This is a genomic window from Myroides sp. N17-2 (genome assembly GCF_002286775.1).
Lineage (GTDB): Bacteria > Bacteroidota > Bacteroidia > Flavobacteriales > Flavobacteriaceae > Flavobacterium.
This window is the reverse complement of sequence record NZ_NSGJ01000034.1, coordinates 20,427-35,483: the sequence shown is the minus strand read 5'-3', so window position 1 is coordinate 35,483 and position 15,057 is coordinate 20,427. Positions and strand designations below refer to the sequence as shown.

Annotated in this window: 12 protein-coding genes and 1 other RNA gene; 9 read left to right on the top strand and 4 right to left on the bottom strand. The window is 33.8% G+C overall.

Annotated elements, in window-relative coordinates:
* Positions 1 to 39: 39 nt before the first annotated feature.
* The 3 genes from CF599_RS13570 to CF599_RS13560 form a co-directional block, all read right to left on the bottom strand.
* Positions 40 to 1,302 carry a phage integrase SAM-like domain-containing protein gene (locus tag CF599_RS13570; RefSeq protein WP_121966549.1) on the bottom strand — a complete coding sequence of 421 codons (1,263 nt, stop codon included), beginning with the start codon at positions 1,300 to 1,302 and terminating at the stop codon, positions 40 to 42.
* A gap of 543 nt (positions 1,303 to 1,845) precedes the next feature.
* Positions 1,846 to 2,243, bottom strand: a transfer-messenger RNA (tmRNA) gene (gene ssrA / locus CF599_RS13565).
* Between the two features lie 126 nt (positions 2,244 to 2,369).
* Complete coding sequence (locus CF599_RS13560; protein WP_121966548.1) at positions 2,370 to 3,497, bottom strand: hypothetical protein; 1,128 nt, start codon at positions 3,495 to 3,497, stop codon at positions 2,370 to 2,372.
* Positions 3,498 to 3,735: 238 nt separating this feature from the next.
* On the opposite strand from CF599_RS13560, the gene CF599_RS13555 reads away from it, so the two are divergent.
* The 4 genes from CF599_RS13555 (at position 3,736) to CF599_RS13540 (ending at position 7,773) form a co-directional block, all read left to right on the top strand.
* Positions 3,736 to 4,215: a GNAT family N-acetyltransferase gene (locus CF599_RS13555; RefSeq protein WP_121966547.1), complete on the top strand. Its 480-nt coding sequence runs from the start codon at positions 3,736 to 3,738 to the stop codon at positions 4,213 to 4,215.
* A gap of 774 nt (positions 4,216 to 4,989) precedes the next feature.
* Positions 4,990 to 6,075, top strand: a complete 1,086-nt coding sequence (locus CF599_RS13550; protein ID WP_121966546.1) for a DUF2931 family protein — start codon at positions 4,990 to 4,992, stop codon at positions 6,073 to 6,075.
* A 21-nt stretch (positions 6,076 to 6,096) separates the two neighbouring features.
* Positions 6,097 to 6,837, top strand: coding sequence for a hypothetical protein (locus CF599_RS13545; protein WP_121966545.1), 741 nt, complete (start codon positions 6,097 to 6,099; stop codon positions 6,835 to 6,837).
* Positions 6,838 to 7,128: 291 nt separating this feature from the next.
* Complete coding sequence (locus CF599_RS13540; protein WP_121966544.1) at positions 7,129 to 7,773, top strand: bifunctional 2-polyprenyl-6-hydroxyphenol methylase/3-demethylubiquinol 3-O-methyltransferase UbiG; 645 nt, start codon at positions 7,129 to 7,131, stop codon at positions 7,771 to 7,773.
* Between the two features lie 65 nt (positions 7,774 to 7,838).
* Here CF599_RS13540 and CF599_RS13535 read toward each other — a convergent pair whose 3' ends face one another.
* Complete coding sequence (locus tag CF599_RS13535; RefSeq protein WP_121966543.1) at positions 7,839 to 8,720, bottom strand: AraC family transcriptional regulator; 882 nt, start codon at positions 8,718 to 8,720, stop codon at positions 7,839 to 7,841.
* Between the two features lie 206 nt (positions 8,721 to 8,926).
* On the opposite strand from CF599_RS13535, the gene CF599_RS13530 reads away from it, so the two are divergent.
* From CF599_RS13530 to CF599_RS13505, 5 genes are all read left to right on the top strand, one after another.
* Positions 8,927 to 10,387: a hypothetical protein gene (locus CF599_RS13530; RefSeq protein WP_121966563.1), complete on the top strand. Its 1,461-nt coding sequence runs from the start codon at positions 8,927 to 8,929 to the stop codon at positions 10,385 to 10,387.
* A gap of 351 nt (positions 10,388 to 10,738) precedes the next feature.
* Complete coding sequence (locus CF599_RS13520) at positions 10,739 to 11,272, top strand: hypothetical protein (protein WP_254050312.1); 534 nt, start codon at positions 10,739 to 10,741, stop codon at positions 11,270 to 11,272.
* Between the two features lie 16 nt (positions 11,273 to 11,288).
* Positions 11,289 to 12,050, top strand: coding sequence for a hypothetical protein (locus tag CF599_RS13515; protein ID WP_121966541.1), 762 nt, complete (start codon positions 11,289 to 11,291; stop codon positions 12,048 to 12,050).
* A gap of 144 nt (positions 12,051 to 12,194) precedes the next feature.
* Positions 12,195 to 14,372: a tetratricopeptide repeat-containing sensor histidine kinase gene (locus CF599_RS13510; RefSeq protein ID WP_121966562.1), complete on the top strand. Its 2,178-nt coding sequence runs from the start codon at positions 12,195 to 12,197 to the stop codon at positions 14,370 to 14,372.
* 2 nt (positions 14,373 to 14,374) lie between these two features.
* Positions 14,375 to 15,007, top strand: a complete 633-nt coding sequence (locus tag CF599_RS13505; protein WP_121966540.1) for a response regulator transcription factor — start codon at positions 14,375 to 14,377, stop codon at positions 15,005 to 15,007.
* Positions 15,008 to 15,057: the final 50 nt, after the last annotated feature.

Here is a 15,057-nt window from a genome sequence, read left to right as displayed (position 1 = left end):
GTCTGTTTAAAAAAACCATTGAACATAAAGAATTACCTTTTAATCAAAGTACTCAGACAACTGTATTGCTATATCTCTTGAACCTTTTCCAACATAAGTTAAAAACATAGCTTCAGAGCTGTGTCCTGTCATATTCATAAGAAAAACAGTAGGAATTAAGCCATAATTGTTTGTAGCAAATGAACGTCGACCTATGTGTGAACTAACTAATTCCCATTTATAAAACATCCCTTTTTCGCTTCGCCATACTCCATCCTTTTGCTTTACTTTAGATTGACTTTGTAATCTTGTATTAATACCCGCTTCTTTACATACTAATTTGACTAATGCATTATATTTTTGATCATTTAACTGTTTAGGAAAGTCCCCATCTCTTTTATCTAAAATAGCCATTACTTGCGAGCTTAAAGGTATAGTCATTAGTTTCCCTGTTTTTTTCTGAACAAACTCTAGTAAAGGTTTGGTTATTCCTTTACGATTTTTTTGATAGCGTATCATAGATTTATCAAAACGCATAAAATCAGAAATACGTTGACCTGTATAACATGAAATAAGTAGCCAGTCTCTAACAATATCAAGAAGAGTGTCTACTAACTTTACTTCAGCTATCCATTCTAATTCAAATTTCTCTAAGAAGACACTACTAACACGTTCTCTTTTTGTTCTAACTAGATCTAATGTATTGCTTACAGGAATATCAAAAATCTTTGCATGATTACATATTGTTTTTATAAACACAACATTTCTAGCTATTGTATTTTGAGCATATCCTTGATCCTTACAGTATTCAACAAATGTCATCATTACTCTTACATCTATATCTTTTACAAGTAAGCATTGCTCTATTGTGTTTTCAAAGCGAATAATAAGATTCTTAACAGACCTAGCTTTACTTAATGTAGCTGCTGTTGCATCGTCCCCTTTATCTATAACATATTGATCAAACCAACATTTTAATTCTTCGCTAGTAGTTCTTGGTGGTATAATTTTAATTTTGGGAGCATAGTATTGTTCTACAATAGCCTCAAGCCATTGTTTTGTATAAACATCTAGATTAGCAGATTCCCTTAATACAAGTTTCTTTAACTCTCTTAATTTTTTTGATACCTCTTTTTTAATATCACTATAAATAGGATGAGTAACATTTCTTGCTCTATGATATTTTATCCAATAAGTCCTATCTACTTTAACCCTTGAATCAGCTTCCACAAAAAATACTTGATCAAGCACTTTATACGAGAATCTAATTCTTAATGAACATTCATCAAGAGCACGCCTATATATAAATCTAATACTTATCATTGTCTTAAAATATAAATTGTTAAACACAAATAGTAATATTCAAAATGAAATAAAGCTTATTTCATTTAGCTCACATTCAGAAAATAACACCTGAAAATGTTTTAGAATTCTAGTTTGACTTGAATAAGAAAACTATGAAATTTGAGATAGCCTAAATTAATATCTTATGATAATAGTTTAAATACCATTGTAGTTTATGGTTACGTTTGGCTATTTAAAGATAAAAGGCGTAATACCCTAAAAGGTTTATAATTTGAGTACTCTCAGATTTAGAATAGGAGAGATGTTCAGAGCAAACTTAGGTAATTAATAAGATGTTTTTTTATATCGACCCAATAATTACGAAAATTTAGGGGAATTAACCAATATACTTATTTAACAATAAAATTGTGAATATGCCCAAAAAGAGTGCTTTATAGCACCTAAACGCCAAGTAATTCCATTAAATGCCAAAAAATCAACATTTTAACAAAAAAGCGAAAGTATATTTTGGACATAAAAAAAGGGTTAATGATTTGATAATCAAATCATTAACCCTTCAAATTGTGGAGTCGCCGAGAATCGAACTCGGGTCCAAACAAGCAATCAGGAAGCTTTCTACACGCTTAGTTTTTTCTTAGATTTTCGACCGTTGGCTTGGCAAAAAACAGCCACCAAAAGCTTAGCCTCTTAAGTTTCGAAATGTCACCGAGACCATAACATTCCTAGGTTTACTTTACGGTTCCTTTGGATAAAGCGCCATAAACCAGGGCTCTTTAGAGGAATTCAGCTCTCCCACCTAGTGGGAACTAAAGGCAATCTTACTGTAATTCAGATTATGCAGCTAAAGCGTAGTTATTTTCGCCATTTAAAAAGGTCGTTAGATGATATTTACGAGCAATCTAACAACGCTCGACGTGCTTACTAACTAATTCCACTCGCTGTCAATACCGATCGACCCCTTATGGTTGCTTATGTTAGCAATATATTGCAAAAGTATAACATTTTTCGCTAATTACAAATAAATACCTGTGAAGAGTTAGCGAGGAGCTTGCTCTTTGCGAATTTTTTTCTATTGCTAAGTATAACTATTTAGCACTAAACTTTTCACTCTCTGTTAGATGGGGGATATAGATCAGATAATCATTCCCTTTTATAATTCTCAATAATGTTTGAGCTTCTATTTTTAAATTACCCATAGAAATAGCCTTTTGAAGAGGTCTAAGATCAAAACAATACCATTCATCAGTTGTCACCACACCTAAAAATGATTTGTACAGTTTCAGATCTTCTACTGTTTCACCTGCACTTTTGCCTATCAGCATAATATGTAGTGAGTTTCTAAAGTTAGCATCTTCTATACTAGACACTAGATTACCGATGTCATAGATCTCCATTAGGCTTTCTCCTTTTGGAGTATGGACTGCGCCAAACTTGAATAGGTTCTTCTTATTTGACCAATTTGCAATCTCTTTTAGCAAAGTGTTTTTCATCACTTGTATTCTTAAATGATGATTTCCACCGAAGTATATTTCTCTACTAACTTTCATCGCTTCTAAGTATTCTCTTTCTTGTACAGATAGTTTGCTCTTTAATAATAAGGTACTCTTCTCTAGAAAATCTTCAGTAAACAGGTATATATCCTCATTTAAAGACAGTTCCTTTGACGTTTTTATCATTTCACTTAAGATAGCGTATGTATCCTTATTCTTCGTTTGCTTCAGTAGGTCAGATAATAGAAGTCTATCTGAATTTAAAAATACTTGCTCTAAACCAAATGTATGTATCCCTTGCTTAACCATCTTCTCATATAACTTGAAATCATTTTTTCTTTCTAAAAAAGAGAATGTTGAATTAAAGTCATTGACAAAAAGATTCAACATTTCAGGAGATAATGATTTAATGTTTTGTTCTAAAATACGATTTGAATAAGGATCTATCTCTTGAAAATAATTGTCAAATTTTACCTGTCCGATTAAAGCATTGATAAAGTAAGGCACTTCATTTGTAAAATGCATTTCTCCCACCACAACTGAGTTGGCAGCATTCGTTTCCTTTAACAAGAGATCCCAACCTTGCCCTTTAAAAGATTCCTTATCTACTAGCGGACTAAAAGTAGAATAATTCTTCTGTATGATGCTATCCATTAATGGCTCTTGACTAAAGGCATTGAAGCACAGGATGAAACATAGTGTAGTAGATAAATATTTTCTCATATAATGACTGATTTTATTGCTAAAGAAAATACTTTCTCCTTAAACTAGCAATAGGGGAATGAAAAAATAGTTTTAGCCCGAAATATGTGATAGGTATATAAACTAAAAGTAGTAATACAAACATACCCTAATTTTGTTTTAGAACTAATGAAAGGACTATGAAGTAGAATTGTTTTATAGTATTTGGCTAATGTGGATTTTGGGTTTAACTTGCTTCCCTCAATCAAATAATCTATCGATGGTAACTATAAAACCCTATCAAGAAAGCTATTTTGAGGCACTGTCCTCGTATGAGTTAGATGAACGCCAAGCTACTTTTGCCTTAGTGCCTAAATATATACTGACTAATCCTGCTGTTCTAGAGAATACTTTACGTGTTCAGTATTGCGTTTTATATAATGATGAGCCTGTGGGATTCTTCTCGTTAGATAGATCAGATGATCGTTTAATCTATACGGATAACCAACAGTCTATCTTGCTTCGTACCTTGTCTATTATGCCGCAGCATCAAGAAAAAGGTATCGCTAAGTCTATGCTGCTTTTATTACCTGAATATGTCAAAGCGAACTACCCGACAATCAATGAAATTGTCTTTGGGGTAAACTTTGAGAATGAAGGTGCTTATAATCTGTATCTAAAGACAGGATATACGGATGCAAATAGGGTATATCAGGGGCCTAAAGGACCACAACATTCGATGTTTAAAAAAATATTCTAACCAATAGGGTAAGAATTGACTAAAATAATAGGAAAAAGTGGTGAGATTTAAGAACAACTAAAGTTATTTCATTTCGCCATTTTTTATTTCTTACTATAGATGTTATGTAAGAGTATGTAAGGCTTTTAAAGTTATAAAACTATTTAGCCTGTTTAATTGAGAACAAAATAAAAAGGGTGTAGCAAGAAAAGCTAATTTTTATTTTATATATTTGCATAGTACTGAATATCAATATTCATTCATATTTTCCAGACCAATCTTCGAGGTCAATATTTAAAAATAATCAAAACAAACATTAGTAGTATAAAATAGGCATTTCTATGCACTTTTAGTTTGAGTGAGTCCATAGTGAGTCCATAGTGACTCCATAATGAGTCCATAGTGACTCCATTAAAACAAGCATTTTAATGGAGTCACTATGGATACACAATGCTGTCAATATACTTTCAATTAGAGCAAGGTATCAACTTCATAAATAGTCATTGGTAACAAAATATTTGTCTTGGGATAAGTGAGAAAATATATAATCCTAAAGCGAACTAATATCAATAATTTCTAAAGAAATAGAAACTAACTTGGAATTGCAAAGATATGAATTTACCCTAGATTACACACGCCTAATCTTAGAGCTTCAAAATATTCAAAAATAAAAGAAATAGTAATAAAATAAGTGATAAACAGTATTTTATAAAACTATTTTTGTTAAATTGTATTCATAATATATGTATAATGAATATTAATATATATCACCATTTCTGTAATAATTAAAAGGCTATGAATAGTTTAAAAGATAAAGCACAGTTTAAGAGCAGCAGTAAGGGAATTCTCTATTATAGTATAATAGCTGCGTTGTTAATTATATCATCTAGCTTATACGCTAGTTATGATCAAGAAAAGAAATATAAATGGGGTGGAGGAGCAAGTAGCCCTGAGGGCTATCCAGTAGAGGTAACAGTAGGAGGCTTTAGTTATCGAGCCTTAAGTTTTGGTTTAGTAAGAGGTCCTTGGGGAGAGGTAAGTTATCTAGGAGGTGATGGTTACCTACCTTTACCTCGTAAGTTAGTGGCAGAGTGGGTATCCTTCGGAGAAGGAGAGCATGGTAAGGCCTATCAGATTAAGGCTGACTTAGATTATGAAAAAATGGAGAAGTTCTTTGATGAAGGGTATGAACTTCAATTTGCAAATGGCAGACCTAATGAAATAGAGTATTATGGAAATGTAGTAGCAGGTTTTGCGCCTGGGGGAGTTGTTGTGGTGTGGGTAAAAGGAATAGGACGCAAAATAGAGATAGGAAGATATCAAGGTTATGAAGTAACGCCAGAGGATTCTAATCTATATCCGGAGACTTTAGAATTATTGACACCTTATTGGAATGCGGCATTTATGAATAATGTTAATGTAGTTCCTACAAATGTGAGAGAGGCTAATAAAGGTAAGAAGGCACCTTATGGGCTATGGGACAGCCTCCGTCAGCGATTTGATTACACAGTCAAGGTAGTATGTGCAGATGGAGGTAAGCTAATAGGAGGAGATATAAGGTATGTAAATGGAGAGATAAAGGACACATTTCCTTTAGCAGAAGGCGAAGCTTTATTCTTAAAAGAGGAAGCAGCACCTAAGAGAATTCTTATGGTTTGGCGTACAGCTAAAGGTGAAGAAGTTGGTGCAAAAATATATCTTGAAGAAGTATATAGTTTAGAATTATTTAAGCAGATGCAAGAAGGGGAAAAAACTACTGAGATAGAGTTAACTATTCGTGTCAATGAAGCGAATGACGATTGTACTTTAGTTATTAAAAATAATAAAGGCAAAGAACAATTAGTAAAGTTAGATCCATTAAAAAGGATAGAGATTTTTTAATATCTAATAATATCACAGGTTATGAAGCAATTTATGAGAAGAAGTTCGTACGTAATAATAAGTGTGTTGGCTTTACTAGCTGTTGTGACTTATAGTTTAGCTCAAGAGAAGAAACTTCCTTGGAAGGATAAGGATTTTGAAGCTTATTTGACGCTTAAGGGTATTTCTTTTTTTAATGGACCTGATGGTGGTGTGTATGCAGATTCTATAAGAAGTGATAGCTTGTATGATAATTATTACTTAGATTTTATAAAATATGAAAAGAAGGTTCAATTAGAAGCTAACCCTTATCTAAAACTAGATAAAGTATATATAGATTATAATAATGCGGGCTATATTGAGTTCTTTATTTACTCAGATCAAGAAACATTCTGTATGAAGGTAGAAAGTGTTTATAGCGATAAATTTAGTATATCCGAAAATGGTGTTGTGAAAATTTTAAAACCTATATACGTAGAGCATTATGGACATTATAAAATAGAGGACAACAAAATAAAAAGTCGTAAATATATTAGCCCTCCTGTTGATAAATATAATTATCTGAATGGTACTATAAAGAACGATACTATCCATTTTACTGAGAAATTTACAGGAACTAGTGTTGTTGAATATAAGAAGCAGTGGTTGACTAAAACAAGGAAAACAGATTCTAAAATCATCTATGAACCCACTTTGAAAGCTGTGAAAGAGAGTTATATTCTTCATCTAGTGGCTTATAAAGTAACAGGGGAGTTTACTGTAGAAGCTTTAAAGGAGAAATAACTTACGCAAGAGGAGAGATAGATTCCTTAAACCTGAAATATGTAATAGGTCTGAATTAGGTAATACAAGTATACTATAGTATGGTTTTAGAGCTAATGAAAGAGCTCTAGTGTAGAATTGCTTTGTAGTATTTGGCTAATGCGGATTTTGGGTTAAAGTCAACAATAGTCCTATTTAAACTAAGTTATGTGCTATATCACTAGTCTGCTAACTAATTATCTTTGTGGGGAATAATAAGGCTTTTTTTGACTAATATATAGAAGAAAGAGGCTGCCTAAATAGATAATTGATATGAATACTACAGACGAGATATTACACTGGGATAAACGATATAAAGAGGAGGAGTTTGCTTATGGCAAGGATCCTAATGTGTTTTTTAAAGAGCAGATCAGCTCTCTAATCCCAGGGACTATAGTACTACCTGCTGATGGAGAAGGGAGAAATGGAGTCTATGCAGCAGAGTTAGGATGGGAGGTGACCTCTATAGACCAGAGTACAGAAGCGAAGTATAAAGCAGAGCTTTTAGCTACAGAGAGAGGGGTTACCCTTGACTATATCGTTGATAATTTGGAGAATATCACTTTAAAAGAGAATTCCTTTGATGCTATTGCTTTAATCTATGCGCACTTTCCTGCAGATATAAAATTAATAGCACATCAGAAGATTAGCCAATGGCTTAAACCAGGTGGTCTTATAATCTTTGAAGCGTTTAGCAAATCACATAAGAAGTTAGTGGATGCTAATCCTAAAGTAGGAGGGCCTAAGAATATAGATATGCTATTCTCTACTGAGGAGATTAAGGAATATTTTCCTAATTACGAAATAGAAATTCTCGAGGAGAAGATAATCCCTCTACAAGAAGGCGTATATCATATAGGAACAGGTTCTGTTATACGATTTGTGGGCCGAAAACCTGCTATTGAGAAGTTAGTTTAACTCAGTAATGGCTGATATATTAGTCTATTAGCCATTGCTCATTTATAGAAATTTACGTTTTAACTCTATAGGTTTTTAGACGAGAATGTCTTTCTAAAGTTCTCAGGGCTATACGTCGTTCTTTTCTTAAAGTAGCGTATAAAATAAGAGACATCCTCCATCCCTAGTTTCCAAGCCACCTCATTAACCTGTAGAGTAGTTGCCAATAGATAGCGCTTGGCTTCTAATATAAAGTAATCATTAATCACTTCCGATGCACTTTTACCAGTGCTTGTCTTAGTAATCGCATTGAGTTGGTAAGCGGTTAGATTAAGTAGTGCGGCATAGAATGACACTTGTCTATTACTACATAGATTTGCTGTTATCAGAGAGGTAAACTCTTCATAACGCTCCCTATATAAGTTATTTGTAGGGGCGTTGTGGTTTTCCTTGAGATTTGATGTTCGCTGTAGATGGATAAATAAAAGATGAAGATTACACTTTATTACCTCTAGATATTGGTCTTTTTTTAGATGTTGCTCCTCAAATATAGCATCAATGATAGCGTATAAGGCACTAAATAGCTCTTTACTAAATGAATAGCAATTGGTATTACTCATTCTTCCTAGTAGTTGTGGTATTTTAGTTGGCATATCAGCAAATAGATCAGCCGTAAATTCTATGATATACCCTGTACTTTCTTTGTGGAGGTGTAACTCGTGTACTTGTCCTGGAACCATAAAGAATACAGTGTAGTCGCCAATAACGTACTTTATAAAGTCAATATGATGTGTACCTGTTCCCGTTTTGACTATTAGTATGTAGTAAAAATTATGACGGTGTAATGCTTGTATAATATCCCCTTTCGCTGTCAGTGGGTGTAATTCACGGATAGAAAAGGTATTCGATAATATTTGGATATTTTCGTCCGTTGGTTTTATCTCTCTAACTGGAATATGATTTGTCATATAATGTCACTTCTTTAAGTGTATCGCTATGTAATAGCAATGGCTTAAAATTAGGAAATAAAACGGGAATATTATTATATGTGTGATAATGAATATCTGTAAACATCGTCTATAGTATCTGCCTCTAAACATCCCTACTAATAGGGATTGATTCCTTCTGATTATCTTTTTAATATTGTTACTTATCGAATGCAAAAATGAAAAGAATGAAAGTAGCTCTATTAACAAACCTTCTGATGTTGACATCAGTGACTGCTTGTACACAGGTTAAAAGTGATAACTTATCTTTAGAACCGTTAAAGGCAGATGTGGTTACTTCTGTTCCATTCTTAACGAAACAAAATGACTTCGTCTACGTAGATAAGGGTAGTTTAAAACCTATTAATAATCAGCGATATAAAAGCGCTTCTTTGTATACAAATACAGGTTTTGCAGTGGTTATAAATGATCAAGGAGAGTATGGGGTGATTGATAGTAAGGGTAAGACTATAGTTGATTTTACAGATAAGATAATCTCCTTAGAGGTGGAGAATGGATTGACTTTTTATAAAAAGGAGAGAGAATATGAGAAGAAGATGCCGATATGGAATTGGGAATGGAATATCTTAGGAGGTGCTATTAAGAAAGAACAGACTTATCATCAAGTAGAAATAGGTGTGCTGGAAACAAAGCAGGTCTTACTTGAGAAAGACTTTCCCTACTTATATGATACTTACTATTTGGATATGACCTCGGTGGATGAACATCACGTTTTTTGGAATGAATGTATATATCAAATCAAGAAAGGTCTCTTGCATCGAGTAGAACGCCATATTACGGAACTATTAGACAATAAGCGCTTTATAAAGACTTCAGCGACGAGTTTTTCAATATATGAGTTGAATCAAAAGAATGCTGTTCACAAAGAGATGAAAGGGAGCGAAACACTTACAATTCAATTTGGAAGTGAGCGTATTGTATTAAACGAAATCAATAAAGAGCGTTATGCACCTGAGGTACCTAAGCTTTTAGTGGATACGAAGACAAATGATGTTTATGCCTTTCCACAGTATGATAAAGTCTTCCCCAAGGCTATTAAAGAGGCTACTCCTGTACAAATAGACTTTATTAAGCGAACGTCTTTAGTATATTCTATTGCTAATTCTCCTTATTTCTTGTTGGGTGTTTTTAATTATGATCACGATATTTGGGCTTATGATTGGCTTTATCTAGATATAAATGGTAAGGTGGTAGAAGATCTTGATTTGGATAGTTTTAAGGTAGCAGATCAAATAGGGAGACTTGTCTGGCCCTCTAAAGAAATGGTTGTGCCTCATCAGAAGGTTACTTCAGTAAAGTACTATGCTGATAGTAATGAATTATATCTTGTAAATATAAAAGGTAAAGAAGGAGATAGTATATATGGGGTATGGGATAGAAAAGCGCAGCTATGGAGTATAGAACCTAAGTACACTTCTATACTAGCTTTAGATACTGCTAAAGGTATCTATGCTTTACAGAAAGGAACAGAAGGGAATTATGTACTCTATAACAATTATAAAAAAGAAGAGATAGGTATGAGGGCTTATAAATACATTAGTTATGATGGGTTAGTTCAAGTAATACTTCAAGGTAAAACAGTGAGTTATTATATTGATATTTATACAGGTAAAGAGTATTTAGAGTAATGAAGAGATAGAAAAATAATGAAGTAGTTAGTGTTACTACCCAGTTGAAATAGATAGTTTCAGGTTGAAAAACGTTTGACAGATATGCCTGATTATCATAGAATGATTTACCCCATAATAAGGTGTAAAACAAGAAAACCACTATTATCAGTGAGATTATATAGGGTAAGAAGTATTACTTTTAACCCAGAATCAGCATTAGCCAAATACTACAAATCAATTCTACTTCATAGCTCTTTCATTAGCTCTACAACCATACTACAGTATGCTTTTATCACTAATTCAGACCTATTTTGTATAATTGCTTTTCGTTTATATGTCTATCGCTGTTTCTGGGTTTAACCAATGGATATGTTTAAAAATGTAGTAATGAAATACTTTATGCTTTTAGCTTCTCTTTTCGCTTTATGGGGTTGTAAAACCAATGCTGATAAGCTTCAGGTAAGTACTGTGATGTCAGAACCTAAGCGCGTGACTAGAGAAGTACCCGAAACAGGAAAACAACATACTTATACCACTTATCAGGAGGTTACAGAGAGATTTGTACCTGCTGTATATCTACTATCTAAAGAAGGTAACTTGGTAGTATTTAATATACAAGGTAATATTGCGTCAGGTGGTCATCACATTCAGCATGTATCTAAGATACGCTTTGAAGAAGGAGAGCAGTCTGGCAATAGCGTTTCGTTAAAGTACTATGTGATTATTAAGCATAAACCTGGTAAAGAAGGAGCCTCTATAGCAGGGTATAACTACAGTCAGGAAAAGGAGTATAAGATACCTGCTCATGTGAAAGTAGTCCACGTAGAAGTATATGAAGAACATCCGAATCAAGAACCTAAGTTAATAGCAACAAATACATTTGACTTCTTTGCGAAGATTTAGCATTAAAACAAAAACTATGAATCCATTAATAAAATTATTCCCTGAATACGAAGATGTATTCTATGACGATATCGAAAATCACAAGAAGTATTTCTTACCTATCTGTTCTTTTAATCTTAAGCTGATAGATCCTACTAAAGACCAATGGTTACACATCGTTTCTGTTAAGGAGATTTACGATGGATGTGTAGGAGAGGATAAGCCAGAATACCATACAGACTATACTAAAGCAGATATGTTTGGATTTGATGTGATTGACGGGAAGTATAAGTTCGATGCAGATTGGAACTTCTTTTCAGTGAGTACAGTGATAACTGCTGAGGATTATCAGAATAAATACTCAGCATTAGAGATAGAATACAATAAGAATGAGGCAGTGTATCAACTGCGAAAAGCATATTATCAGCAGTATGGTAAGTTATGTGATAAAGATTATGATCGTCCAGGCTTACACGTAGAAGATATCCGAAGTCTAGAAAGATTGCGTCAACTTACTGTAGAGGATATGGATAATGGAAAACATTCAGATTATTATATAGAGCGTTTAGCAGAGAAGATATACGGTGTTTTTGAGGAATTAAACACTGACAACCTTTCTTTAGAAGACTGTAAATACGGCGGAGAAAATATAATAGAAAAACCACACCACAATGGTGAGTTATTCCCTCATATTGCTACTATAGAAGGATATGACTTTCAACAGAGTGCCGCTGATATGTTATTTTTATTCTATAATCAAGATATTAATAAAGCTGTAATTTGCTTTGAATATACCTAGAAGTGTAATAAACAAGTCGCCTTAGCTAAGAAAATCTATCTTTGCAGGCTTAAGTCCATAATATCTATATCCTTGAAGACCTTATTTTTCCCTTTTACTATTTCGTTGATTCGCGTAATTACTGTTACAGTATTAGCAGTTGCTATGCCGTCGATGTATGCGCAGTCTGTCGAAAATTGGGAGAAGCAATACAATGCACAGACCAATACAGCCAATGGGCAACCATCAGTTGTATTATCTTATTTGTCAGCTTTGTATGCAAATAAGAAGGTAGATAAGGCACAGCAAGTATTGACTTGTAATGTACAAATAGCCTTAAAAAAAGGAGATTACAGTAGTGTAAGTATTTTGTATTGTATAGAGGCTATGAATCTGCGTATTATGAAGCATACTGCAGATGCTGATAAAAGTCTTGACTTGGCCAAGCAATATAGCCTTAAGACAAATGATGCTGAAGCCAAAGGATATGTCGCTTACTGTGAGGGATGGTTAAATAGCCGAAATGGCAAACAAGACAAGGCTGTACACAATATTATTACGGCAATCAAGCTGTATGACCAAGCGCCAAGTTCTACTACTTTAAACAAGAGAAAATCTGTAGCTAATAGTGAGCTTAGCGTTATCTATAATAAATTAGGGGAGGATGAGCTAAATGAGAAGTACGCTAGAGCTTCACTGCAATACGCATTACTACAAAGCGATCCACAGGTAAAGTTTTCTGCCTTTATGCAGATGGGAAACCTATACGACCGACTATACAGTAATCATCCCGATAGTCAGAATTATCGACAACTGGCAGAGCGCTATTTTTTACAATCTATCGATGTGTTCAATCAGAATAAAGAGGTGATGTATAACCAATCTGACTTGTCATTTGCCTATAATAATCTAGCGAGTTTATATCTGTATTCCTTTCCGGATAGTTATCGTCCTAAAGCACTAGAGTATGCTAAGTTAGCTAATGGTATTGCGTTAAAAATGGATAGACCCGATCATATCGCTTCTTCCTATGGTATTATATCGTCTGTCTATATGGCTAATGGTGATATAGATACTGCGATAACCTATCTATTAGAAGCACAACAAGCCATAAGCAAATCAAGTATAGTCGATCGAAACATAGAATTAAATATATACGAATCATTAGTAGATATATACGCTGAGCAGGGTAACTATAAAGAGGCGTTTAATTATCAAAAGGAGTACTTGGAATTGTTTAAGACAATCTATAATCAAGACAAATTAGAGATAGTCAAAAAGTTAGAGGCAGAGTTTGACAAGGAGAGACAACAGCAGAAACTAATTAAGCTACAATACCAGTCTGATAAAGACGCACAGCAAATTACCTTGATGCAGGCATTAGCACTACAAAGAGAGCAAGTGCTGAATAACTTATTGTTAACAGAGGAGAATCACCGCAATAAGCTTAAATTCTCTGAATTGGAGGTGCAAAAGAATATACAACAACTTCGTTTATTCCAATTAGAAGCAGAACAAAAAAATAAGGATTTACAGGCGTATAAGAGCATTGTAGCCTATAAAGATAAAGTGAATATCTTCTATATCGCTTCTATCATTTTCTTTGCGTTATTAGCGCTATTGTTATTCTATGTTTATAGACAGCGTTTAAAAACGATGAAACAACGTGATGCGTTACATAAATTGGCCATTGAACAAGAGAAACAAAACTCTAAAATATCTACGCTGACTGCTCTTTTACAAGGGCAGGAACAGGAGAGAGGACGCCTTGCTCGTGATCTACACGACGGATTAGGAGGATTGCTATCCGGTACCAAATTACACCTAACACAATTGAATGATAAAGTAGATGGACAAGCTAAAATAGGGCTTGACAAATCAATCAATCAAATCGATGGGGCAGTAGCCGAACTGCGTAAAGTAGCACATAACCTAATGCCTGATCTGTTAGTCAATTACGGTCTGAAAGAGGCATTAGATGAGTTTGCTATCCGTATGTCTAATGAGACATTAGATATTCACATTGAGTTTTTAAGTTACACTAATTCCTTATCACAAGAACAACAGTTATTAGTCTATCGCATTATACAAGAGTTAGTTAACAATGCTATAAAACACGCCACCGCTTCTCAGATTATTATTCAGTTGGTAGAAGAAGAACAGGATATCGTAGTAACTGTAGAGGATGACGGTAAAGGATTTGATATTAATAAACTAAACCTCAAGAAATCTGCAGGCTTTCACAATGTGCAGTCGCGTATACAGTTTTTAAAAGGAACGTTGGCAGTGCATTCTGAAGAACAGGTAGGAACAAGTATTGAGTTTAAATTTCCTAAACAATAATTATGATTAAAGTAGCTATTACTGATGACCATCCTTTATTATTAGAAGGATTAAAGAATATATTAAGCAATCAAGCAGAGATAGAAGTAGTCGCTTGCTTTAGAGATAAAGAGAGTATGCTACATGGACTATCTACTCTAGATATAGACATCATTCTATTAGATATTAATCTGGCAGAGATCAATACAGTAGAACTAATCAAACCACTAAAAGAGAAGTTTCCGTTAGTAGAGATTATTATGCTGAGTGTTCACAATGAGTATGCTGTGATAAATAGCAGTCTAACAGAGGGTGCAAAGGGATATATACAGAAGAACGCCTCAGTAGAAGAGATTATATCAGGGATAAAGCAAGTTTATAAGGGAGAAAGCTATCTATGCTCTCAATCTAAAATAGTATTAGATAAAAAAGAAGAGATTGGTTTAAAGCAAATCCCTAAGCTAACTCGTCGTGAGAAAGAGATCTTAGTAGAGGCAGCCACTGGATTAACTACTAATCAGATAGCAGAAAAGCTGTTTATTAGTCATCACACAGTAGAGAGCCACCGTAAGAACTTAATCGAGAAGTTTCAGACTTCTAATTTGAGTACAGCTATCAAAATGGCTATTGAATATAATCTTATCCAAAGGAATTAGGAGCGCTGCGCTTAATTAGGAATTGTGCCTGTGGCAATTAGATGACATTA

Bases quoted from the DNA above. Each gene is read 5' to 3' on its own strand.
- CF599_RS13570 (WP_121966549.1), bottom strand. From the start codon at position 1,302: ATGATAAGTATTAGATTTATATATAGGCGTGCTCTTGATGAATGTTCA.
- CF599_RS13560 (WP_121966548.1), bottom strand. From the start codon at position 3,497: ATGAGAAAATATTTATCTACTACACTATGTTTCATCCTGTGCTTCAAT.
- CF599_RS13555 (WP_121966547.1), top strand. From the start codon at position 3,736: ATGGTAACTATAAAACCCTATCAAGAAAGCTATTTTGAGGCACTGTCC.
- CF599_RS13550 (WP_121966546.1), top strand. From the start codon at position 4,990: ATGAATAGTTTAAAAGATAAAGCACAGTTTAAGAGCAGCAGTAAGGGA.
- CF599_RS13545 (WP_121966545.1), top strand. From the start codon at position 6,097: ATGAAGCAATTTATGAGAAGAAGTTCGTACGTAATAATAAGTGTGTTG.
- CF599_RS13540 (WP_121966544.1), top strand. From the start codon at position 7,129: ATGAATACTACAGACGAGATATTACACTGGGATAAACGATATAAAGAG.
- CF599_RS13535 (WP_121966543.1), bottom strand. From the start codon at position 8,720: ATGACAAATCATATTCCAGTTAGAGAGATAAAACCAACGGACGAAAAT.
- CF599_RS13530 (WP_121966563.1), top strand. From the start codon at position 8,927: ATGAAAGTAGCTCTATTAACAAACCTTCTGATGTTGACATCAGTGACT.
- CF599_RS13520 (WP_254050312.1), top strand. From the start codon at position 10,739: ATGTTTAAAAATGTAGTAATGAAATACTTTATGCTTTTAGCTTCTCTT.
- CF599_RS13515 (WP_121966541.1), top strand. From the start codon at position 11,289: ATGAATCCATTAATAAAATTATTCCCTGAATACGAAGATGTATTCTAT.
- CF599_RS13510 (WP_121966562.1), top strand. From the start codon at position 12,195: ATGCCGTCGATGTATGCGCAGTCTGTCGAAAATTGGGAGAAGCAATAC.
- CF599_RS13505 (WP_121966540.1), top strand. From the start codon at position 14,375: ATGATTAAAGTAGCTATTACTGATGACCATCCTTTATTATTAGAAGGA.